We start from the raw sequence: 22,656 nt of genomic DNA on the forward strand, positions 1-22,656 counted from the left end.
ATAAGCATGCAGAAGAATTTACAGCTTCAACGTTTGAAGTTGATATGGAAAGCCTATATCAGCCATTTTTAGCTGAGCTGCAGGAAGGTGCCAAGATTCTTGACGTTGGCTGTGGCTCAGGACGAGATACTCTGGCTTTTAAAAATAAAGGCTATCAGGTCGATGCAATAGACTATTCCGAAGAACTCGTTAAAAAAGCATCTCTACTTACAGGTATTCCTATTAAGTGGAAGAGCTTTTATGAGGTTGATGACTATGAAACTTATGATGGAATTTGGGCCTGCGCATCGTTGTTGCATTGTGAGCGTACTCGTTTAAAAGAGGTGATTGGAAAACTGCTGAGTGCGCTCAAGCCAAATGGTGTGCTTTATATGTCTTTCAAATATGGGGATAGTGATCGAGAAAAGGATGGTCGGCAGTTTACAGATTTGAATGAAGAACAAGCAGAGGCTTTGCGAAAACAGTTTAATCATGTTCAACAGATCAAACAGTGGGTCACAATAGATCAGCGACCTGAACGACAAGAAAAATGGCTCAATCTACTTTGGAAAAAACATGTCTGACTTTATTCCTACGGCGCAGGAACAGCTTAAATTCCTAAAAAATATTCAGCTGATTTTGCAGTCGGGTAGTTTTAGCAGTACCTATAAATTTGCATTGCTGATTAGCCTGAGTCGATTGGCGATTGAAAAAGGTGAAGATACAGGCACCGGTCTGACACTTGAGTATATAGATATTGCGGAGAAGTTTGTTGAGCTGTATTGGAAGCAGGCTGTGCCATATACCTTTAATGATGAAGGGCAACTGATCTTAAATCAGAACAATGGTAAGCAAGCCGCTATTGTGAATCGCATTATTAAACTTCGGCAGAGCTACTCATCTCTTGGGCTTCTAAGGCGAGATTCACTAGTGTGGTTGAAGCTAGTAAAGGATGTGGCAAGAACGGTCAAAGACATGCCAGTGTGTTATTTGCAAAACATCAATGGTCAAAATTTTGAGTTTTTATATCAGCTTAATCAGTGTGGAAAGCAACTCATTCTTTTGCCTCAAGTCATGTATTGCTTACGCCAATTCAGCGAGATTATTGAAGAGCTTTGTCAGAAACGTTGGATTGATTACATTCGTAAGAACAGCACTAATGCACCTATTTTAAATAAGCTTCCAAATCTTGAACAATTCATGTTTGAGCCGAGTCGAAATCAGTTAAATGCTGTAGCGAATGTCTTAGTCGAGCTACAAGACTGCAAATGCTTCTACTGTAATAAACCAATGAAAAAGGGTAATTATGCAGTCGATCATTTCATTCCATGGTCTATGTATCCATCGGACACAGGGCATAACTTTGTTTTGGCTGATTTAACCTGTAATTCTAAGAAAAGTAATCTACTCGCATCTGATGAGTTTTTGCATAAGTGGAAAGATCGAAATGAAGATCAAGATTTGATTATTGTGGATCGAATTTCTGTGTTGGGGTTTCTAACGGATAAAGAACGTTCGCATAAGGTGGCGGAATGGGCTTATGCTCAGGCAAGAGAAAATAGTTATACTTTTTGGAATTAAGTGTTTATTTAATAAGATATTTTTAATATTTGTCTTGGGCTTTTTATGTTCATATAGAGTTGATCTATTCTTTTTGATAAAGTGTGTGAATATATATATATGACTTATGATTTATAAATATGACTATAGAAATTATTGAAGAAGAGGGGTACTTAGAAACACTTAAGCTTGTGAGTAATACGAGCGGAGGATGTTCGGCAAGTACAAGACTAGCGACGGTTCGCTGGCCTGATGGGGAGGAGGCTGATACTTTCATTAAAATTTTTCCAATTTCAAGTCGGAATCGTGAAATCATAAACGAAAGTTTTGGGTACTTGATGGCTAATAAGGCCTCTTTGAAGCAATCTCCAAGAGTTGCCCTTATAAAAATATCTGTGGATGATATTCCTGCAGACCCGGCAGATAAATTTGCTCATCAATATGGGTTTTATTATGCGTGGGCTTGTAGAAGTATCGGTAGTAACAATATGAAAAAGCTATATTTCTCACCACCATTTACTACTGGTACAGCTGATGAATTCGAAAAGTATTTTGATGCTTTAATACAATGGGATGACTTTGAAAAATTAATTGCATTTGATGACTGCATAGGTAATCGTGATAGAAATCCAGGTAATATTATTTTCTTGAATAAAAATAATTTGGCTATTATTGATCATGGTCTGATTTTTGGTGGAGTTGATTGGGTAAATTGTGGTTTAGTAAATGCTCATCACTTTAATAATTGGTTAGAAGAATTTTTTATAAATCAGCATGCTGGAAGTCCATCTACAATCGCATGGAAGCCAATTATTGATGCATCAGGTAATTATGTAAGGGTGTTTGATACGCTATGTTTTGATGAAATATCTACTGATATTGAAGAGGTCTTTAAAAATTTGATTCCAAATGTACCTACTACAAAAGTAGTTATTTCTATTTTAGTGCAATATTTTAAAGATCGCCTGCAAGCAAGTGTTGCAAGGTTTAAGGGATTATCTTCTTATTTCAATAGTAGTTTGGGAGCAGTAGCACCATGAGTAAACTACATGTGATTAAAACACAAAATTCTAAAATCGTACGTGGTGAATGGTCTTTGATTCAGTGGAGCCCTGATATTGCTACTGAAGAACTATTAAATATTGGCGTGGCACTTGAAGTCAATGGAAGTATAAACTTTAAGATGTTGGATCAGTTCGAGAGATTATCATGCCTTTTTGATAACTCTGTTATTCAGCATGTTCAGGACATTATTGAGCTTTCATTACCAGCTTTGGAAAATAACTGTAGGAATTTTTCCGAACAAATTAAATGGATTGATAAGGGAATAGCAAAAGGTAATTCGGAAGAAGAAATACTAGATAGACTTTATAAGCGCGTTATTACCCTTGCTAGAGAATGTAGTAAAAAAGCTGTAAGGTCAGAGTTTAAGACAGTGCAAAGCGATGCGCTTATCAATCGAATTACTAAGAAATTTAAAGATAAAGTGAAGGGAGATCCTTTGTTATCAGGAGTCATTCCTAATCAAAAATATATTGCTTTCAATAATGATAGTCTTCTAGTTCCATTGCAAGGATCAAAAGGTTACGGAGGAATTGTTTCAGCAGTAACACCCAATTTGGATAGAATAAGTAGTAATTATTTAATGAATGTTAATGACTTGAAAACGGCTGCAATCTTGAATAATAGAGAACCGACGTTCTTTATTTTAAGTCCAACAGATGATGAGTTAGATAAGCTAGATAGTGATAAAGCAGAGAAAATAGATAGCCTAATCGAGAGCCTAAATCGAAAGCAAGAGCAACAAGGCATCAAAATAGAATGTGAAACATCTGAGTTAATATTGTTAGATAAAATTAAGCATTGGGCTTCAAAAGCAGCATGATAAAAAGGGCTCCCATCTAGGGAGCCTTTTTTATTAGTTTTCTAGTTTCGTTAGAACGCTACGGAAATTTTCTAGAGCTGACTCGATATTTTCGATAATTTCATTAGCCAAAATGTCTGGATCAGGAAGATTATCTAAATCTGTCAGGCTCTTGTCTTTAAGCCAGAAGACGTCAAGACTCGTTTTATCTCGTTTGACTAATTCAGCATAGTTAAACTTTTTCCAACGACCCTCGGGATTGTTCTCAGCATGCCAAGTTTCAGAACGCTCAAAACGATTTAAAGGGTTATAGCATTTGATGAAGTCTTGTAGATCTTCAAAACGCATTGGTTTTTTCTTTAAAGTGTGGTGTACATTCGTTCTGTAATCGTAGTACCAAACTTCTTTAGTCCATGGATCTTTGCTAGCAGGTTTATTATCAAAGAAAAGCACATTTGCTTTTACACCATTGGCATAAAAAATACCTGTAGGTAAACGAAGAATAGTATGTAATTCAGTTTTGGACATTAACTCTTTACGGATCGTTTCACCAGCTCCACCTTCAAACAAAACATTATCTGGAACAACAACAGCAGCCTGTCCAGTTGTTTTTAACATTGAACAAATATGCTGTAGGAAGTTAAGTTGTTTGTTTGATGTGGTTGCCCAAAAGTCCTGACGGTTATACGTCAAATCTTCTTTTTCCTGTTCGCCATCTTCATTGGTAAAACTCATTGAGCTTTTCTTACCAAATGGAGGGTTTGCCAATACATAGTCCACAGTAATTGGACTAGGTGCAATCAACGCATCATTTGGTGAAATAAGACTATCTTTGTCAATTTCACCAATGTTGTGCAAGAACATGTTCATCAGGCACATGCGACGAGTATTTGCGACAATCTCATTACCATGGAACGCACTATTCTTTAAAAATGCTTTTGCATCTTTATCTAAAGGAGCATCAGGGTTTTTTGTTAAAAACTCATACGCTGAGAGGAAGAATCCACCAGTACCACAAGCTGGATCAGCAATTGTTTTATTAGGCTCTGGGCGGACACATTCAACAATCGTTTTAATTAAAGAACGTGGAGTGAAGTACTGACCTGCACCAGATTTAGTATCTTCGGCATTTTTTTCTAAAAGACCTTCGTAAATATCACCTTTCACATCTGTATTCAGAGTAACCCATTGGGTATCGTTGATCATCTCAATAAGACGTGACAATTTTGCAGGATCTTGGATCTTATTTTGAGCCTTAGTGAAAATTTGACCCAACATACCTTTTTCTTTAGCAAGATCTCGCAAAAGACTAATGTAATGAAGCTCTAACTCAGCACCTTTTGTATTTAAAAGCGTATCCCATTTGTATTTTTCAGGAATGCCGACATTACGACGATAAGGTGGTTTGGAATACTCATCCGCCATTTTTAAGAAAATGAGATAAGTAATCTGTTCGAGGTAATCTCCATAACCAACACCATCATCACGAAGGGTGGTACAAAAGCTCCATACTTTTGAAACTATAGATGATGCATTCATGAAGTTGCCTCTGCCTTATCTTGTGTAGATTGGTTAGTAAATTGATTAGATCTTAAGGCTTTACCCATAGTTCGATAAATGAGATTGATAAGATGTTCAGCTCGTAATTGCATGAAAGATTCAAAATCATCACTACGGATCTCATCGGTTGGTATGAGATGACCTTCTAGAATTGAATCCATTTGTTCATCAGAGTATTGAGTCGTATTAAAATTCTGTAATCGACTTAAATAAATAGATGGTGCTTTACCTCCAATCGCTCTATTTGTAGAGGCTGATAGAGGGGTTTTGTTAATAATCGAATCATATACCGCTGGTTTTATACCTTTTTCCTTACACCATTGTTGAGGGAAAATATGGTGAATATCCAAAGGCTTACCATCTAAATCAAGTTGCTGAATAGTTTCATTCCAAAAGAAGTCTTTTGCACCTTCACGGAGTACTAAGGTGTTGATACCTTTATAAGCAGCACTTTGACGAGATCTTAAAGTTTCAAGTCTTTCAGGTTGGAATGAAGCATCAAAAATCGTTCTGATAATGGTTTCATCATTCTCGACCCAAGCGATGAAATCTTCTAGGTCATTGGCAGTTCTCGTTTCAGCAGCACCACCATAGAGCTCACCTAAGACGCCACACCAGAACCATTGTTCTAACTTTTGAAGAATTTTAGGTTCACGCCAATTCATTTTTCTTTCAGCTAATTTTGTCATAATTGCTGCGAGAGGAATAAGTTGACCACGGTATGGTAATTCGCGTTCTGAGAAGAAGCATTGTTTCGTAAGGAAGCTTGCGACTTCAGTAAAGCCAGTCTCAACAGCATTCGCCCATTGCTTATAGTCTTGTAAGGTCAACGTCAGTACAGCTTGTCGCTTAGCTGAAACCGCAGAAAGTAACTTCCCTGTTTTGCCTGCCTTTCTGTCAATTTGACGTTTGTCATAAGTAGTTAATAGACTAATGACTTGTAAGAAATCGGTTGGTTCAAGTTTTGAGAGAATTTTTCGATTTTCAACAATACGTTGATAACGTCCTTCAATACCCTGTTTTTGATCACCGTACCAATCTTCTCGTAGATTGTTGTCTTTATCATTTTCTGCTGCAAATGATGCAGTGACCAATTCAAAGACAGAGAGGGGAACACCACCAGTATTTACCTTTTCAAAAACAAGGCATACAGCATCTTTAGATGTGTTTTTGTTGAGCTGAATCACTGGAATTTTATAGGATTTGAATTCTTGTAAGACTTTATCTTTAAAGTCAGCAAAACGAATATATTTATCCTGATTGTATTTCAGCAATCCCATTTCCCAAGAATGGCTATTAAAGATCAAGCTACAAGGGAAAAACATTGCTTCATATTCTTTCTCAGTCGTTGAGAAATCTAAAGTAATAAGCTGACCAGCACCATTTTCGATTTGTTTAAAATCGCGATCAAAATTCGTTTTAACCGTTTTATCTTTACCTACCGAAATAAAAGCGTCATCGAATTGTCCATTTAGGGCAGCTTCGATATCGATATAGTAATAACGCTCAATTTCTTGACCTTTTTCAGTAAAAGTTTTAACAGGTTTATTTAAAGCTAAGACTTGTGTTAAAGATGTCAATCGCTGTTGACCATCCAAAATCAAATATTTCGGAGAAGGTGTTTCACCTGAAAATTCTACATTTTCAACAGCACGTACTTTAAAGTTGACAGGTCCACCAGTCTCTAACAGCATGACTGCACCCACAGGGAAGGAGCGTGCAATACTGACTAACAGTGAGCGAATATGTTCATCATCCCATACCCAACCACGTTGGAAGTCGGGTAGTTGAAGTTCACCAGTTTTAATTTGATGAATTAAGGTTTCTAATTCAGGTTGTTTAGTTTCAAAAGTGCTCATATCAATTCCTGTTGAGCAGGCTCATCTTCTTTTGTAGCTTTGGTTTTTCGCTTAGTTGGCTTTTTCGGCGTTTTATTGGCTTTTGCTTTTGCCAATTCTTCCTCTTTTTCAGCCTTAATACGTTCGAGTAAAACTGAAGCAGGTTCATCGTTAGGATCTTGAGGGACAAGCTCACCAGAGAAAGCTTTTTGAAGTACCGTTTGCTTTAATAGCATTAGTTGCTCAAGTTGTTGATCTATTGTTTCTTGAAGATATTGAGCATTAGATAAATTTTCGCTAAGAGATTTTACGATTTCAGCTTGTTCAAGTTTAGAACACACAGGAATTGGAAAATTACGACAAATCTCCAAGGTTAGATTGAATTGTCCAGCTGTGGCTTTTGATTGACTCATCATTGCTCTAACAGTATTTTCATTTAAAAGAAATTCTGATAAGTATTTTGAATCAATTAAATTACTTCTATATATAGCTATGGCTTGATTTATATTCCATTCAGGATAGCTGTCTGGAACAATAGATACTTTACCAAGCGGTGGACCAACAATATTCATTAAAACATCATTTGGATAAACTTTAGAACGTTTCAAAAATCCTTCATGCGTTTGTTTAGTTACAAAGGTTGGATCGATTGAAAAATCTAAATAGCCTTTATGTGTTAAATTATAAACTTTAATAAAAGGGATATCGCCTTGTTTTGCAAATAGCTCATTTTTTGCAGGGGTAGTTCCTTTTGTAATAAAGTCACATACATATTCCAAGTTGGTTTTGATCCAACCTTTAGGAAGACCCTCAGTGCTAATTTGAGTTGCTTCAATGCGTGGAAGTGGTTTTGGTTTTTTGGGCTTGCTACCTATTTTCCCTGCTTTTTCCCAGTGTGAAAGATCCTTATTCCAATCAGCGACTTGTTTTTCGTAACGCTCTTCACGGTCACGATTGATTGCGGATAGGAAATATTCTTCGGTAGGTAGTTTATGTGAATTTAATGTTCGCCATTGCTTCGTTAGATTACCGTTAAATGCCTGAATAAGGATAGCTTGACGATAAACATCTAACTGTTTTTTTGCTATTTTTAGTGACTCAACACCATCATCAATTTCAGAAAATAATTCTTCAACTCTTTGAACAATTCTTTTTTGCTCATTTAGAGGGGGAAGGGGTAAATAAATATCTTGAATAGTTTTAGATGAAAGATGTTTGACTGTAACCGCTGATGTCTCTTGATTGATAGCATCTAAATATGGGCCTAGACACATAAATAAAAAATCTTTATTGAAAAAGTGACATTTAATATTCTGTATACGACATACACGTTGATTTAATAAGCCATTATCTCCTTTCCATATAGAAATATTAAAATCTCCATCCATTCCTATTAGAATGTCTTCGTATTTAACTATGAAATCACTTTCATATTCACCTGAGTAAAACTGTTCAGTTGAATGATTTAATATATCTCTAATGCGAATTAAAGGCATGCCTTGACTGAAATTATTAAAAAATTCAGATTTAAAAGCATAACCATTTTGAACAGAAGCAATTGAAGCTAATGGCACTCTTTCCCAATTGGGAGCTTTAACCAAAAGAGGGTAATTTAGACTTTTAATGATTTCTAGTGGTGTTATTCCAAGAGCCATTATGCTACTAACTCCAAATTCATTTCTTCAATAATAGCGTCCATTTCATCTCCAAATAATTGATACATACGACCTAAACCACCTTCGCTATCAAAAGGTGCCATTTCGAAGTCATCATGCTCAATATGGAAAGAGTTTGCAATGTGATCACGCATCATTCGTAACCACTCAAGTTGTACATCAGAGAACTTAGAACCTTCAGTATTGTTGGATTTAAAAATCCAACGTTTAAAGTTTTGACGTACCGTTGCATCATAAGGAACCAAAGCTTCGTCTAAACCACAAACACGACGTAACAAAGACATCAGGGCAGTCAGGTCATTGATTGGACGAGAAGCGGTTGTGTCGTAACTTTCCAAATACGCAAATGCATCCCACACACGTAATGGTGCGAGTTTTGGTCGCTCGTGCTGTAACTTTACCAATAACTCTTTAATCATGGCATAAGTGACTTGAGCACGTTGTTGTGGAATATTGAAGTAAATATTCAGTGCAGAAATTTCATCAATATTTTCATGAAGGTATTCAATGAAATCTTTTCTCAAGGCTTCACTATTGGTTTGAATGTCACCAGCCCATTCCGCAGTGACGACTTCATCGATTTCATCTTCTAGATAAACTTGCTCAGTTTGCTTACGGATGGTATCAAGTAAGTCGATCATATTGCCATTAAGAATTTTAACTGCTTCTTTGACACGCGCTTTAAGAATCGGTTTAACATGCTCTTCTGTAACTTCCTCATCAGATGTTAAACCGTGCTGTTCCATTGCGATTTGATTTACCTTATCCGAATCAACGGCATCAAATAGATTTTTGACAAAAGAGCGTAAGCTTAAACCTTTTGACTCCTTCTCAAAAAGCTCAAGCTGATAGTCATCTAATTGACGTTCCATTCGAGAAAGTCGGTTGGCAAAAGAGACAACAGTATCTGGGTCATGTGCCCCTAAAGTTAAACCTCGTGCAAGATCCTTTAACGGTACAGTCGGCTTAGAATCCAATGGTTGGCTAGCTGTTTTTAAAGACTCAGTTACACCTATTGCATCTACAATTACATAACGGCTCTTAGCACCTTTAGCAGAAGGGGTTACTTTTTTCAGATTTTCTTCATCTAAGGTACGTGTACCACGACCTTTCATTTGCTCAAAATAGTTCTTACTTTTCACATCACGCATGAAGAGTAGACATTCAAGTGGTCGAATATCTGTACCTGTTGCGATCATATCTACTGTTACTGCAATACGTGGATAAAAGTTATTACGGAATTGCGCTAAAACTGTTTTAGGATCTTCATCAATTTTATAAGTGATCTTCTTACAGAAGTCATTGCCCTCACCAAACTCATCCCGAACGATTTGAATGATGTCATCAGCATGACTATCCGTTTTAGCAAAGATGAGTGTTTTAGGCACTTCAGCTCGCCCAGGGAAAATGTTTGGTAAATTGTTTTTGTAGGTTTGTACAACTTTACGAATCTGATCGGGTAAGACAATATCCTTATCTAATTGCTTTTTCGAATATTCAGTATCTTCATCGGTTGTTTGCCATTTAGTTTTACGTGTTTTTCTTTCACGTAGTTGGATCAAACGTTCAGCCTCAACTTTGACACCTTCTTGTGTCGTCTTAGTCCGAATAATAAAGGTATCGTTACCAACGTTTACACCATCTGCAACAGCCTTCTCATGATCATATTCACTGACTACATTGGCATTAAAAAAACCATAAGTACGGTTGTCAGGCGTTGCAGTTAAACCCACTAAATAGGCATCAAAGTAGTCGAGCACTTGACGCCATAAATTATAAATAGAGCGGTGACATTCATCGATGATAATGACGTCAAAAAACTCAGGTGGAATTTTTTTATTGTAGACAACAGGCAATGGTTCTTTAGGTTGTGTCATCTGTTCAGCAAGGCTTTCTTCTTCCTCAGACTCATCCAATGGTTCATCTTTAAGAATCGAATACATGCGCTGAATCGTACTGATATAAACCTCAGCATCAGTTGGAACATAACTGCTTCTTAATCTGCTTACAGTATATAGCTCTGTGAATTTTCTATGATCATCTTGAGGGATATAGGTCATGAACTCTTGTTCAGCCTGTTCACCTAAATTTTTAGTATCAACAAGAAATAGAATTCTTTTTGGTTTGGCATGTTTTAATAGACGATAAGAAGAGGTGATTGCAGTAAATGTTTTACCAGAGCCTGTAGCCATTTGAACTAATGCACGTGGTTTATCTAGCTTAAAAGAAGCCTCTAGATTTGTAACAGCAGTAATCTGACAATCACGCAGACCTGTATGGTCTAATTCAGGTAAGTCGTGCAAACGCCCACGAAATGATTTTGATTCCTGTGAAAGCTTTAAGATAGTTTCTGGTTGGAAAAAACTAAAGATACGACGAGATTTCGGTTTAGGATCTTTAAAATCTGTAAAACGAGTAATAACGCCAGTACTTTCAAATACAAATCTTAAAGGATAGTCATTATTAATATATTTAAGTGTTGAATTGGCATATCGAGAAGATTGTTCTTCGACAGTCGTGATTTTATCTCCCCATTCTTCAGGCTTTGCCTCAATTACACCAACAGGTTCATTATCGACAAAGAGGGCATAGTCAACTGGTCCAGTAGAAGTAGGATATTCTCTGATCGCAATGCCTAGTCCTGCAGAAAAATTCATTGTATCTAAATTTTGTATTTCCCAACCGGCTTCTTTAAGTTGAGCATCAATGTTGTCCCTAGCAATTTGCTCTGGTGTTTGGTTCAAAGTCATTGATGTCTATCCCTCTAAAATTATTAAAAATTATCGTGAATAAGTTATCATATTTTTTGTCCGATATTGTCCGAAATGGTGCAAAGCAAGTGAATAGCCACCGATTTTGTAGACACCTTTTAGTTAAATAAATTATGCAATTAGAATTAAATGGCACATGAAGAAAATATATTGGAGGGTAATAAGGGGTAAAATATAAGTTTTTTAATTTTTTAAGAGTTTGTTTTATAAGGAAATTAAGAGTGAGTTATTCTGTCACCATCTCAGAGTTTTTCTAAAGTTGTATAAGTAATCATTCTCATCTTAACCAATTCAGTTAAGATTTATCCAAGCTATAAATATAATATTATTCATTACATTTATAGAGCTAATTTTTTCAATATGCGGCCTTTAATTCGGATCCTTTGGTGATCATTTACAAGATTACTTAGAAAATATTTATATATTTATCATGGTTTTAGTGTTTTTATATACAAACTAAGGAATGGCTGCTGCAAGTAAATGAGGTAATAGATGGAGTTAAAGCAGTTAAAATATTTTGTCTCAATTATTGAGTCAGGAAGTTTAGGGAAGGCCTCTCAAAAACTTGATGTTGGAACTTCTGCCCTAAGTCAGCAAATTGCTAAACTCGAAGATGAATTATCGACACGTTTATTGCAGAGAACATCCACAGGGGTTACACCTACACCTTCAGGTTTGGCATTTTTTAAACAGGCCCAATTGGTGCTTCGACATGCACAATATGCAGTTGAAGCAGCGCATTCATCACGTTTAACTGGTCATGTCAGCGTGGGTTTTTCACCTAGTATTGCTTCGGTTTTGGGTATACCGTTTATGCAATTGATGTCAGAGCGCTATCCCGATATTAAAATTCATCTGGTTGAAAGTCTCTCAGGTAATCTCACCAATCTTGTGAACTCAAGACAGCTCGATATCGCCATTATTTTTACCCAAGATGTCGATGTCAATTGGGCTGTTCAACCGTTATTAAAAGAACAAATGTTTTTAATGGCAAACCGGTCTTTACTACAGGAATATGGATTTGAGCATTGTATTCAAGAGGGACAAATTGATTTAGACCAAGTCAATCGATTACCCCTCGTATTGCCAAGCCAGCGACACGGTTTACGTAAGTTCTTAGATCAAAAAGTGGAATTATTAGATGTCAATCATGAAGTCGATGGTCTGCATTTACTCATGAACTGTGTTAGTCAGTTAAATATGGCAACCATTCAACCCGTCAGTGCACATTTTGACTACTTAAAAACTGACATGTGTTTATTACAAGTCGTAGAGCCAAAACTTGAACGTATTAATTATTTAATCAGCCATGCCGAAGACGAGCTTTCACCAGCAAGTTTAGCGACCAAAGTTGCAATTAAAAGTACTGTTAAGCATTTAATTCATAATGGACTATGGCCAAGTGCAGAGTTATTAGATTTTTAGCCTATTTAATTTTATTAAACACCTGTTTAAATTCTGCCTATCACGGCTCTTCATCGTTTTAGTCTTTAATTACATCAAATTCGAGAGGGAAGACATCGAATGCATGATGTAATTGTGATAGGCGGTGGGAATGCCGCTTTGTGTGCTGCACTGACAGCGAGAGAGGAAGGTGCATCTGTTCTACTATTGGAAGCTGCACCCAAAGAATGGCGTGGGGGAAACTCGCAACACACTCGTAACTTACGTTGTATGCATGACGCACCACAAGATGTTTTAGTGGATGCATATCCTGAGGAAGAGTATTGGCAGGATTTGCTTAAAGTCACTGCGGGTAAGACCAATGAACATTTGGCACGTTTGGTGATTCGTAGCACGGCAACATGTCGCGATTGGATGCGTAAACATGGCGTAAATTTCCAACCTCCCTTGTCTGGAGCATTGCATGTTGCACGAACTAATGCCTTCTTTATGGGCGGTGGTAAAGCCCTAGTCAATGCGTATTTCCGTAGTGCTCAAAACATGGGTGTTGAAATTCGCTATAACACCAAGATCGTAGATTTAGACATTGAAAATGGCATCTTTAAAGCCGCGATCGCTGAAGATGGTACGCGTTTTGAAGGGACATCTTGTGTCTTGGCTGCAGGTGGTTTTGAGTCAAACCGCGAGTGGCTCAAAGAAGCATGGGGCCAAAATGAAAATGGTGAATGGCCAGCAGATAACTTCATTATTCGTGGTACGCGCTTTAACCAAGGTAACTTGCTGAAGTTAATGATCGATCGTGGTGTAGATATTATTGGTGATCCTTCACAATCACACTGTGTTGCTGTCGATGCACGTGCACCTTTATATGATGGTGGGATTTGTACCCGTATTGACTGCGTGTCCTTAGGGATTGTAGTCAATAAAAATGCAGAACGTTTTTATGACGAAGGCGAGGACTTCTGGCCAAAACGTTATGCGATTTGGGGACGTCTTGTAGCCAAGCAACCTGGACAAATTGCCTATTCTATTATTGATTCCAAATCTGTGGGGCGTTTCATGCCGCCAGTATTTGAAGGAACTATCGCTCATTCAATAAAGCAATTGGCACAAAAATTAAATTTAGATGAACAACAGCTCATTCAAACCGTTGATAACTATAACAAGGCCTGTGTTAAGGGTGAGTTTAACCATACGGTGTTAGATGATTGTCATACTGAAAATTTAAGTCCAGCTAAAACCCATTGGGCAGTTCCTTTAGATCAGCCACCGTTCTATGCCTATGCCTTAAAGCCCGGCATTACCTTTACCTATCTCGGCTTAAAAGTTGAAGATGATGCCGCTGTGCGCTTCGATGGGAAAGCCAGCCCTAATTTATTTGTGGCAGGAGAAATGATGGCTGGAAATGTATTGGGTCAAGGTTATACAGCAGGTGTCGGGCTGTCGATTGGAACAACATTTGGTCGTATTGCAGGTAGAAATGCTGCCAAAGCTGCACTTGCACAAGGAGAATGGGCGTGAACGCAGAACCGAAGAAATTTATTCCTGTAGTGCAATTAAGTGACAATGAAGCAGAAGTAAAACGCGCCTTACAAATTTGTAATGCATGTCGTTATTGTGAAACTTTCTGCGCTGTTTTTCCTGCTATGACTAAACGTCTTGAGTTTACTCAAGCCGATATTCATTACATGGCGAACCTTTGTCATAACTGTGGTGCTTGTCTGCATGCGTGTCAGTATGCGCCGCCTCATGAGTTTGGTGTAAACATACCACAAGCAATGGCACAAGTTCGTTTAGAAACCTATCAGCAATTTGCTGTACCTGCATCTTTTGGAGCAATTTATAAGAAGACAGGAATTGCCTTAGTTTCAGGAATGTCTGCTGTTTTTTTCTTACTCATGCTTGCTGGAGTATGGATGAATGGAACAGATATCTTTGGACAGTATCAAGGGGATTTCTATGCGATTTTTCCTCATAACTTTTTAGCTATTTTATTCGGTTCAGTATTTATTACTGCCATTATCTTATTGGGACTAGGTGTAGCGAAATTTTGGAATCAGACATCAAATATTATTCCAGAAGGAGTGGCTCAACCTGATATTTTACAAGCCTCTAAAAATGTACTGACACTAAAATATTTAGATGGAGGGCATGGAAAAGGGTGCAATGAAGAAGATGATCGTTATACACAAATCCGTCGTGTATTTCATCATTTTACTATGTATGGTTTTTTATTGTGCTTTTTAGCAACTAGTGTGGCAACGTTCTATCACTACGCCTTTGGCTGGCAAGCACCATATGCTTATACCAGTTTACCTGTAATTTTCGGAACTCTGGGCGGTATCGGCTTGGTTATTGGTCCGATTGGTTTGCTTTACTTAAATATTAAGCGTCATCCCTTACATGGCGATGCCAATCAAAAACCGATGGATCGTGGTTTTATCTTCCTATTGTTACTGATCAGTATCACCGGTTTAGCTCTGATGGCTCTTCGTGATACCTCAGCAATGGCGCTCTTATTAATTATCCATCTTGCAACTGTAATGACTTTCTTCTTAACGATTCCTTTCGGCAAGTTTGCGCATGGATTCTATCGCAGTGCGGCCTTATTGAAATTTGCAGTAGAAGAGCGCATTGCCAAGCATCGAGCAAAAGCAAAGTAAATACCCAAGCCAACTGATGACCTCTCTGGTCTAGGTTGGCATCAGGTAAAAATGGACATACGTCAACAAATAATTCAGCAATAAGGATAGTTTGCTATGAAAAAATTGAAATGGGTAGCATTGGCTTGTACAGGCGCTGTATTGGTCGGTTGTGGTACAGGAAATGCATCTAAAGATCCTGGTCAGCCAAAACGCCCTGAATGTATCGCACCAGCTAAACCGGGTGGGGGATTTGACATGACCTGTAAGCTTATTCAGTCAGGTTTTAAACAGACTGAAACCCTAAAAGACCCGATGCGTGTGACTTATATGCCGGGCGGTGTCGGAGCAGTCGCGTATAACAAGATTGTGAATAACGATCCGGCAAATAATAACGCGGTGATTGCATTTTCTACTGGTTCACTTTTGAACCTGGCACAAGGGAAATTCGGTAATTTTACTGAAAAAGATGTGAAATGGCTGTCTGGTGTGGCCGTAGATTATGGTCTGGTTTCTGTACATAAAGATTCACCATTAAAAACGCTGGACGACTTAATGAAAGCCCTGCAAAAAAATCCAAAAGCAATCAGCTTTGGGGGGGCAGGTAGTGTAGGCGGCCAGGACTGGATGCAAACTGCCATTCTGGCGAAGAAAGCTGGTGTGAACCCTGCTGATATGAGCTTTGTGGCACTTGAAGGTGGTGGTGAAGTCCTGACTTCGCTGCTTGGTCAACATATTCAGGTGGGTGTGGGGAATATCAGTGAAGTCGGCTCTCACCTCGAAGCAGGAAATATCCGAATTCTGGCTGTTTTCTCTGACAAACGTTTAGAAGGTAAATTCTCTCAGCTACCAACTGCAAAAGAGCAGGGCTATGATCTGGAATGGCCTGTAATCCGTGGCTTCTATATGGGTCCAAAAGTCAGTGATGAAGCCTTTAACTGGTGGAAAAATGCTTTTGATCAAATGATGGCTAACCAGAAGTTCGATGCAGTACGTGAAAATCAGGATCTGCTTCCATTCGAGTTGACCGGTGAAGAACTGACTGCATATGTCTATAAGCAGACTGCGGAAATGCGTCAGTTATCTGAAGAATATAAATTGTCAAAATAACAAAAGGACTGAGTTGAAAATCATTTTCAGCTCAGTTTTTGTTTTGAGGGTAGATGATGAAATCTGAACGTATTCTTACGGGCATCATTGCGGTCTGTGGATTATTTTTACTGATCTATGCTTGCAGTTTTGAAGCTCCAATTTCCTACGATCCAGTAGGACCCAAAGCCTTTCCAATTTTACTCATGGGCTTAATTACAGCAAGTGCAGTCTATCTGACCGTACGTCCAGCCATCATGTTTGAACCGGTTGAACTGGGCTGGACCAAGCATTTGCTAGGCAAATTGGTACTGTGTGTACTGGCCTTGACTGTGTATGCAGTTATTTTTGAAGGGTTCGGCTTTATCGTTGCGACCTTACTCATGACCATTGCAGTGGGCAAGCTTTTCAATGGCAAAACCATTCCAGTGGCGATCACAGGTCTGGTGCTCAGTACGTGTACCTACTACCTGTTTGACCGTGTACTAGATGTGCCGTTACCACTCGGATTCTTCGGTTAAGGATGACAACGATATGGATATATTAAATTTTTTAATGATGGGATTTGAAGTTGCCTTACAACCACAAAATCTTCTCATTGCTTTTATCGGTGCATTTATTGGTACGATTGTCGGTCTATTACCAGGCTTAGGACCAATCAATGGTGTAGCCATCCTGTTACCGTTTGCTTATGCGCTCGGCTTACCTGTAGACAGTGCTTTAATTCTCTTGGCAGCAGTTTATTTAGGTTGTGAATATGGTGGCCGTATTTCTGCAATTCTACTCAACGTACCGGGTGATGCGGGCGCGATTATGACCACGCTGGATGGCTATCCGCTAGCACAGCAAGGTAAAGCAGGCATTGCACTATCGCTGTCATCAGTCAGTTCGTTTATCGGGAGTACGATTGCTTTTATTGGAATCGTATTGTTTGCACCATTACTGGCGAAATGGGCGATTGCTTTTGGACCAGCAGAATACTTTGCATTGATGGTATTTGCCATTGTCTGCTTAACCGGTCTGGTAAGTACGCAGCCATTTAAAACCCTGATCATGGCACTGCTGGGCTTAGCGCTATCGACTGTTGGGATGGATGCCATTACCGGTGTATATCGCTTTACTTTTGATAGTGTTGGCCTGAGTGATGGTATCGCCTTTACTACTTTGGTGATCGGCTTATTTAGTGTGAGCGAAATTTTATTACTGCTAGAACGCACTACCATTGGCAAAGTTGTGCTGAAACAAGGCAAACGCTCATTATTTAACGTCAAAGAATTCTTGAGCGCATTGGCTACCATCATTCGTGGCTCTCTGATCGGATTCTTCTCTGGAATTTTACCAGGTGCAGGTGCGACTGTAGCAAGTGCGATGGCCTATACCACTGAACGTAAAATGGCACGTGACAACAGTCAGTTCGGTAAAGGGGACTTACGTGGTCTGGCAGCGCCAGAAAGTGCTAACAATGCAGCTGCATGTGGTTCATTTGTACCAATGCTGACTTTAGGTGTACCTGGTTCAGGAACAACTGCGGTCATGATGGGGGCGTTAATGATGTATAACATTACTCCTGGCCCACAATTATTTAGTGAACAGCCAACATTGGTGTGGGCACTGATCGCATCTCTAATGATCGGTAACATTATTCTGCTGGTCTTAAACCTTCCATTGGTTGGCTTCTTTGCCCGTATGTTAAGTGTGCCAAGCTACATTCTTATTCCGATTATTGCGACAGTGAGCTTCGTTGGTGTTTATGCCATTCACTCCAATATCTTCGACCTATTACTATGCATGGGCTTAGGTGTAGCGGGTTATGTATTAAGAAAATTTGACTTCCCGCTGGCTCCATTAATTCTTGGTTTTGTACTTGGTGAGTTGATGGAATCGAATTTACGTCGTGCACTGTCTATTTCTCAAGGCGAATTAAGCATCTTGTGGAGTAGTAATATCAGTATGGGACTTTGGGTGATGTCTGCATTACTGCTGATCTTGCCGATTGTGCGTAAATACATGTTTATTAAGAAGCAAAAATCAATCTAATCCAAACATGATGGTCAACTGCATGTTGACCATCAGTGGTGAAGAGTATGAAAAATATAATGTTAAATGCCAAAGGATTGGCAATAGCTTTTGTCGGTGCATGGCTTGCAGTTTGGATAAAACTCCCTTTGCCATGGCTACTCGGCCCCTTGCTTATTACCCTCCTGATAGGAAGTTTCGGCATTTCAAATCCGTGTCATCCACGTTGGCGTATGACGGGGCAAGTGATTATCGGAATGGTATTGGGACTGTATTTCAGTCCTGCATTAATGAATGCCTTATCCATCTATTGGATGTTTATTGTATTTGGTATTTTGTGGTCAATGGTGTTGAGTTTGGCTTTGGCATTACTTCAATACAAAGTAAATCAATTAGATTGGGCTACTGCGTGGTTTGCCTCTGCGATTGGTAGCGCCAGTGAAATGGTGAATATTGCTGAAAAACATCAGGCACAAGTCGATAAAGTCGCTGCTTCACACAGTCTGAGAATTGTGATTCTGGTGGTTTTGGTGCCGATATTTATGGGACTTTACTTTGATGTGACATGGTCTGTGCCAACACAACCTGTACTCAATATTTCAGTTTTCTCTACAGTTTTACTCTTTATTATCGCATTGGTGGTGGCAAAGCTATCTGATGCTTTAAATGTACTCAATGCTTGGATTTTAGGCCCCCTGTTTTTAGTAGGAATGCTGTCCTATTTTGAGCTACTCAACCAAAGCTTTCCCGCATGGTTTATTGCTTTTGGGCAATTGTGTATTGGCTGGTCCTTAGGCAGTAAATTTCCGTTTAGTTTTTTAAAAAACAATCAAAAGTTCTTATTTTTTACACTCCTCTTTAATTTTATTGCCCTTTTACTGTCTATTTTTCTGGTGATTTCACTCGTTCAGTTCGTTTCAGTTGATGCAAAAGTATTGCTGTTAGGGTTGTCCCCGGGAGGTATCGCGGAAATGTCATTAATGGCCAAAGTTTTAGGTTTGTCAGTGCCGATTATCGTGGCATTTCAATTATCTCGACTCATTTTTGTCATTCTCACCACACGGATTTTTTACAGATTAAGTAAAAAATTATTTTTTTAGATGTTGCTTGGATTAGATCAGTGGAGCCATGCATGAATAGCAGTGTTTATGAGAGAATTTCTTATGCAGACAGTTTATATAACATCAAAAAAGACGGATTATTTTTAAAGTTTATTTCGAACCAAGATGAAGAAATATGTTTTGAAGCCATTAAGAATAATCCACGAGCATTAAAATATGCACAGTATCAAAATGAAGAAATGTGCCTCCTCGCTGTTTCGAATTGTGGTGATTTACTCAAATATGTTCATGAACGCACGGAGTTAATCTGCCTAAAAGCCTTAAAAAATGAAGGTTTAGCTATTCGATATATTGAGGCACCAACCTTAGAGATGTGTATGGCAGCAGTGCAACAAAATGGCTTTGCATTGAAGTATATACGTCAGCAAACTGAACAGCTTTGTAAATTGGCGGTTAAAAATAACCCGTATGCAATACGCTATGTTCAAGATAAAACAGAAGAAATCTGTCTCATTGCTGTGAAAAATGATGGCAAAACCTTGCAGTACATTCATCATCAAACAGAGCGAATTTGTGAACAAGCCATTCGATCTAATGCTGAAGCGATTCGCTATATTCATCAGCCCAGTATTACTATGCTCAAATATGCCATTAAAAAGAGACCTTATGTTATTCAATACATTGGGGACGAGCTCGAAAACTTATGGAAATATGCGATTCATCTAAATACAGCAGTGATTAAATTCTTAAAAAATCCCAATGAAAATCTTTTGGCCTATGCTATCCAACTGAATCCAACCTCAATTAAATATATTCAAGATCCATCAGAATATTTATGCAAACTTGCTATTTCACTGGATTATGAAGCCATTGCTGTATTGAAACAGCCCAAAGAAAGCTTATGTCTATTTGCCTTGTCTAAATCAAAACACGCAATTCATTTTATTAATAAGAAATATTTGAACGAAAACCTAAAAAATCAATTTATTGGGATGTATGGAGGTGGGATTTAAAAACAACATTGAAATGCAATATGGATATCAATTAAAAAGGACAGACATGAAAATTAAACATCTAAGTTACGCTATTTTATTCGCAAGTTTATATGCTACAGGCACACACGCTGAACAGGTGACACGAGCAGAAATACAGCAGTTAAAATCAGAAGTGGCCGAGTTAAAAGCACTTTTAAAACAAACAAATGCTGTACAACCAGAAAGCCAAGCACCTGTAACTCAACCGTCAACATCGTTTAAAAACTGGCAATCGAAATCAGGGGCAACTGTCAACTTATACGGCTTTATCCGTGCCGACATGGCGTATCAATTTGAAGGTGCAAAGGGGATTTTTAATAGCCCGCATACTGTTGCATTAGAGGACGCAGCTGATAAAAGAGCAACTGAAGACCGTTTTGATAGCACGCTAACCACGACTCGCATTGGTTTGGATTTTAGTACGCCTTTAGATGAAAAGTCACTGAAAGGTAAAATTGAAGTCGATTTTCGTGGCGGCGAGAATAAGGATACGGTGCGTCTCCGTCATGTTTATTTAAGTTATGACCGCTGGCTGATTGGTCAGACGACGTCAACCTTCTTATCAACCGAGACAGCACCAGAAATGCTGGACTTTAATACCGCTTTAGGCGGTGGGACTACCCGTAATCCGATGGTACGTTACTCTCAGCCGATTAATGCAGAGACCATGTATTTCTTAAGTCTGGAAAAAGGCAATGATGAGAATCGTCTGCCGTTACTTGCAGGCAAGGTGAAGTATGACTTTGCCGAAGGAGATGGTTTAATCACTGCGCGGGGGCTGCTGCAGGAAGTACGTCTACGTGATATTGATGATAAAACAGAGTTGGGTTGGGGGGCTGCGTTGGGCCTGCGTTATAAATTTACCCCATCCTTATTATTAAATACCAATTACTCACATGTATCCGGAGATAATAAAATATTGTTGGCAACTTCAGATAATCGACGTTATATCCAAGAGGGAAATGATATTGAACTAATTGATTATAATGCATTTCAAGTGGGTACAACCTACCATTTTAATGAAAAGCTGAGAAGTACTTTGGGTTATGGTGCTCTAATTTATGAGAAGAACAATGACACTGCCAATAAAAAGCTACAACAAGGCTGGATCAATATGATGTACAAACCTTATAAACCGCTGACTTTGGGTGTGGAATATGTCTATGGTAAGCGTAATACTGTTAATGATCGAGAAGGCGAAGATAGCCGTCTAGAAATGATGGCGAAATATGATTTTTAGACATTGATATGAACTAAAAGATTAATTAAATTGAATATGGGCAAGGGCTTTTCCTTGTCCATATGTCTGATATTATCGTATAAGCTAATTTTTATTTTAGAGATCTAGAACAACTTGATAGGGTTTAAATCCTTCTATTACTGCATCCGAAACCAATTGAATAAAAGCTTCAGTCTTTTCATATGCCATCCATTGATCAAGAGCCTCATAGTAAGCCAAACGATTTTCTACTGTAATCACACAAGGCGGATAGCCTGCTTTTAATAGTTCAAGATTCATCAAAAGACGTGATGTGAGACCATTGCCGTCAATGAATGGATGAATGCCAACAAAATCAGCATGTACTTTGGCTGCACGTTCAATTGGATGTAGTTTATGTGCTTCACTATTATACCAGTCTACGAGTTGAGCCATCTTGTCATTTAATAACGTGTAATCAGGCGGGGTAGACGTAGCACCTGATATCAGGACATTTTGCTGACGATAACGTCCAGCATTATCATCATCAATATTCTTTAAGATAAGCTGATGGATATTACGAATTTGCCATTCAGAAAAAGACTCCTCTTTCCGAATAATATCTTCAACATAGTAAATCGCATTTCTATGATTGATCGCTTCGAAGTGCTCGCGTAAGGCTTTGCCACCAACGGTTATGCCTTCTAAAACAACTTTTGTTTCAAGCAATGTAAGTGTATTGCCTTCAATTGCATTCGAGTGATATGTCCAACGGACAATAAGATCTTCTTGTAAATTTTTTACAATTGCAGGAGAAAGAGGACGATGCTGATCTAATTTTTTCTTTAAATCATCAATACTTTCAAACATGCCCTGAACCCTGAATGTTAATTAACTAATGATACATGAAAAAAGGAGCATCCAAAAACGTAATGATATAACATCTCATATGTGAGAGATTGAA

General features: G+C 38.4%; 18 protein-coding genes. 13 read left to right on the forward strand and 5 right to left on the reverse strand.

The window, feature by feature from the left end:
• The 4 genes from ACN6OV_RS05500 to ACN6OV_RS05515 all read left to right on the forward strand — a co-directional run.
• Window positions 1–563 (forward strand): class I SAM-dependent methyltransferase (locus ACN6OV_RS05500; protein WP_427950509.1); only part of this gene is annotated, 563 nt, incomplete at its 5' end.
• On the forward strand, window positions 556–1,560 hold the full coding sequence (locus ACN6OV_RS05505) for an HNH endonuclease domain-containing protein (protein WP_100328901.1): 1,005 nt from the start codon (window positions 556–558) through the stop codon (window positions 1,558–1,560). The genes ACN6OV_RS05500 and ACN6OV_RS05505, both read left to right, overlap by 8 nt.
• Before the next feature lie 119 nt (window positions 1,561–1,679).
• Window positions 1,680–2,579 (forward strand): hypothetical protein, encoded by a 900-nt coding sequence (locus tag ACN6OV_RS05510; RefSeq protein ID WP_100328900.1) that lies wholly within the window; start codon window positions 1,680–1,682, stop codon window positions 2,577–2,579.
• Window positions 2,576–3,424: a DUF3037 domain-containing protein gene (locus ACN6OV_RS05515; protein WP_100328899.1), complete on the forward strand. Its 849-nt coding sequence runs from the start codon at window positions 2,576–2,578 to the stop codon at window positions 3,422–3,424. The genes ACN6OV_RS05510 and ACN6OV_RS05515 overlap by 4 nt, the downstream gene beginning before the upstream one ends.
• A 33-nt stretch (window positions 3,425–3,457) precedes the next feature.
• Here the strand turns inward: ACN6OV_RS05515 and ACN6OV_RS05520 are convergent, their stop codons facing one another.
• From ACN6OV_RS05520 to ACN6OV_RS05535, 4 genes are read right to left on the reverse strand one after another with little or no spacing between them, the layout of a single operon-like run.
• Entirely contained in the window at window positions 3,458–4,942 is a 1,485-nt protein-coding gene (locus tag ACN6OV_RS05520; RefSeq protein ID WP_100328898.1) for a type I restriction-modification system subunit M, read from the reverse strand.
• Window positions 4,939–6,822 carry a GmrSD restriction endonuclease domain-containing protein gene (locus ACN6OV_RS05525; protein ID WP_100328897.1) on the reverse strand — a complete coding sequence of 628 codons (1,884 nt, stop codon included), beginning with the start codon at window positions 6,820–6,822 and terminating at the stop codon, window positions 4,939–4,941. The genes ACN6OV_RS05520 and ACN6OV_RS05525 overlap by 4 nt, the downstream gene beginning before the upstream one ends.
• Window positions 6,819–8,456: a restriction endonuclease subunit S gene (locus tag ACN6OV_RS05530; RefSeq protein ID WP_100328896.1), complete on the reverse strand. Its 1,638-nt coding sequence runs from the start codon at window positions 8,454–8,456 to the stop codon at window positions 6,819–6,821. Before ACN6OV_RS05530 ends, ACN6OV_RS05525 begins: the two co-directional genes overlap by 4 nt.
• Window positions 8,456–11,227, reverse strand: a complete 2,772-nt coding sequence (locus tag ACN6OV_RS05535) for a DEAD/DEAH box helicase family protein (protein ID WP_100328895.1) — start codon at window positions 11,225–11,227, stop codon at window positions 8,456–8,458. Before ACN6OV_RS05535 ends, ACN6OV_RS05530 begins: the two co-directional genes overlap by 1 nt.
• Window positions 11,228–11,740: 513 nt before the next feature.
• On the opposite strand from ACN6OV_RS05535, the gene ACN6OV_RS05540 reads away from it, so the two are divergent.
• The 9 genes from ACN6OV_RS05540 to ACN6OV_RS05580 all read left to right on the forward strand — a co-directional run bounded on the left by ACN6OV_RS05540 (window position 11,741) and on the right by ACN6OV_RS05580 (window position 21,734).
• Window positions 11,741–12,673, forward strand: a complete 933-nt coding sequence (locus tag ACN6OV_RS05540) for a LysR family transcriptional regulator (RefSeq protein WP_427950514.1) — start codon at window positions 11,741–11,743, stop codon at window positions 12,671–12,673.
• Between the two features lie 99 nt (window positions 12,674–12,772).
• Complete coding sequence (gene tcuA, locus ACN6OV_RS05545) at window positions 12,773–14,173, forward strand: FAD-dependent tricarballylate dehydrogenase TcuA (protein WP_427950516.1); 1,401 nt, start codon at window positions 12,773–12,775, stop codon at window positions 14,171–14,173.
• A complete protein-coding gene (gene tcuB, locus ACN6OV_RS05550; protein WP_427950518.1) occupies window positions 14,170–15,315 on the forward strand; it encodes a tricarballylate utilization 4Fe-4S protein TcuB in 1,146 nt (381 codons plus the stop codon). The genes tcuA and tcuB overlap by 4 nt, the downstream gene beginning before the upstream one ends.
• A 96-nt stretch (window positions 15,316–15,411) precedes the next feature.
• Window positions 15,412–16,404: a Bug family tripartite tricarboxylate transporter substrate binding protein gene (locus ACN6OV_RS05555; RefSeq protein WP_427950521.1), complete on the forward strand. Its 993-nt coding sequence runs from the start codon at window positions 15,412–15,414 to the stop codon at window positions 16,402–16,404.
• A gap of 53 nt (window positions 16,405–16,457) precedes the next feature.
• On the forward strand, window positions 16,458–16,904 hold the full coding sequence (locus ACN6OV_RS05560) for a tripartite tricarboxylate transporter TctB family protein (protein WP_155757029.1): 447 nt from the start codon (window positions 16,458–16,460) through the stop codon (window positions 16,902–16,904).
• 13 nt (window positions 16,905–16,917) lie between these two features.
• Window positions 16,918–18,420: a tripartite tricarboxylate transporter permease gene (locus tag ACN6OV_RS05565; protein ID WP_427950523.1), complete on the forward strand. Its 1,503-nt coding sequence runs from the start codon at window positions 16,918–16,920 to the stop codon at window positions 18,418–18,420.
• A 47-nt stretch (window positions 18,421–18,467) separates the two neighbouring features.
• Window positions 18,468–19,499, forward strand: coding sequence for an AbrB family transcriptional regulator (locus ACN6OV_RS05570; RefSeq protein ID WP_171501362.1), 1,032 nt, complete (start codon window positions 18,468–18,470; stop codon window positions 19,497–19,499).
• 32 nt (window positions 19,500–19,531) lie between these two features.
• Window positions 19,532–20,473, forward strand: coding sequence for a DUF4116 domain-containing protein (locus ACN6OV_RS05575; protein WP_427950525.1), 942 nt, complete (start codon window positions 19,532–19,534; stop codon window positions 20,471–20,473).
• 46 nt (window positions 20,474–20,519) lie between these two features.
• Complete coding sequence (locus ACN6OV_RS05580; protein ID WP_427950527.1) at window positions 20,520–21,734, forward strand: DcaP family trimeric outer membrane transporter; 1,215 nt, start codon at window positions 20,520–20,522, stop codon at window positions 21,732–21,734.
• Between the two features lie 96 nt (window positions 21,735–21,830).
• Here the strand turns inward: ACN6OV_RS05580 and ACN6OV_RS05585 are convergent, their stop codons facing one another.
• Complete coding sequence (locus ACN6OV_RS05585) at window positions 21,831–22,562, reverse strand: Fic family protein (protein ID WP_427950530.1); 732 nt, start codon at window positions 22,560–22,562, stop codon at window positions 21,831–21,833.
• Window positions 22,563–22,656 lie beyond the last annotated feature (94 nt).

Origin of the sequence: Acinetobacter sp., from assembly GCF_050285345.1 — a bacterium.
Lineage (GTDB): Bacteria > Pseudomonadota > Gammaproteobacteria > Pseudomonadales > Moraxellaceae > Acinetobacter.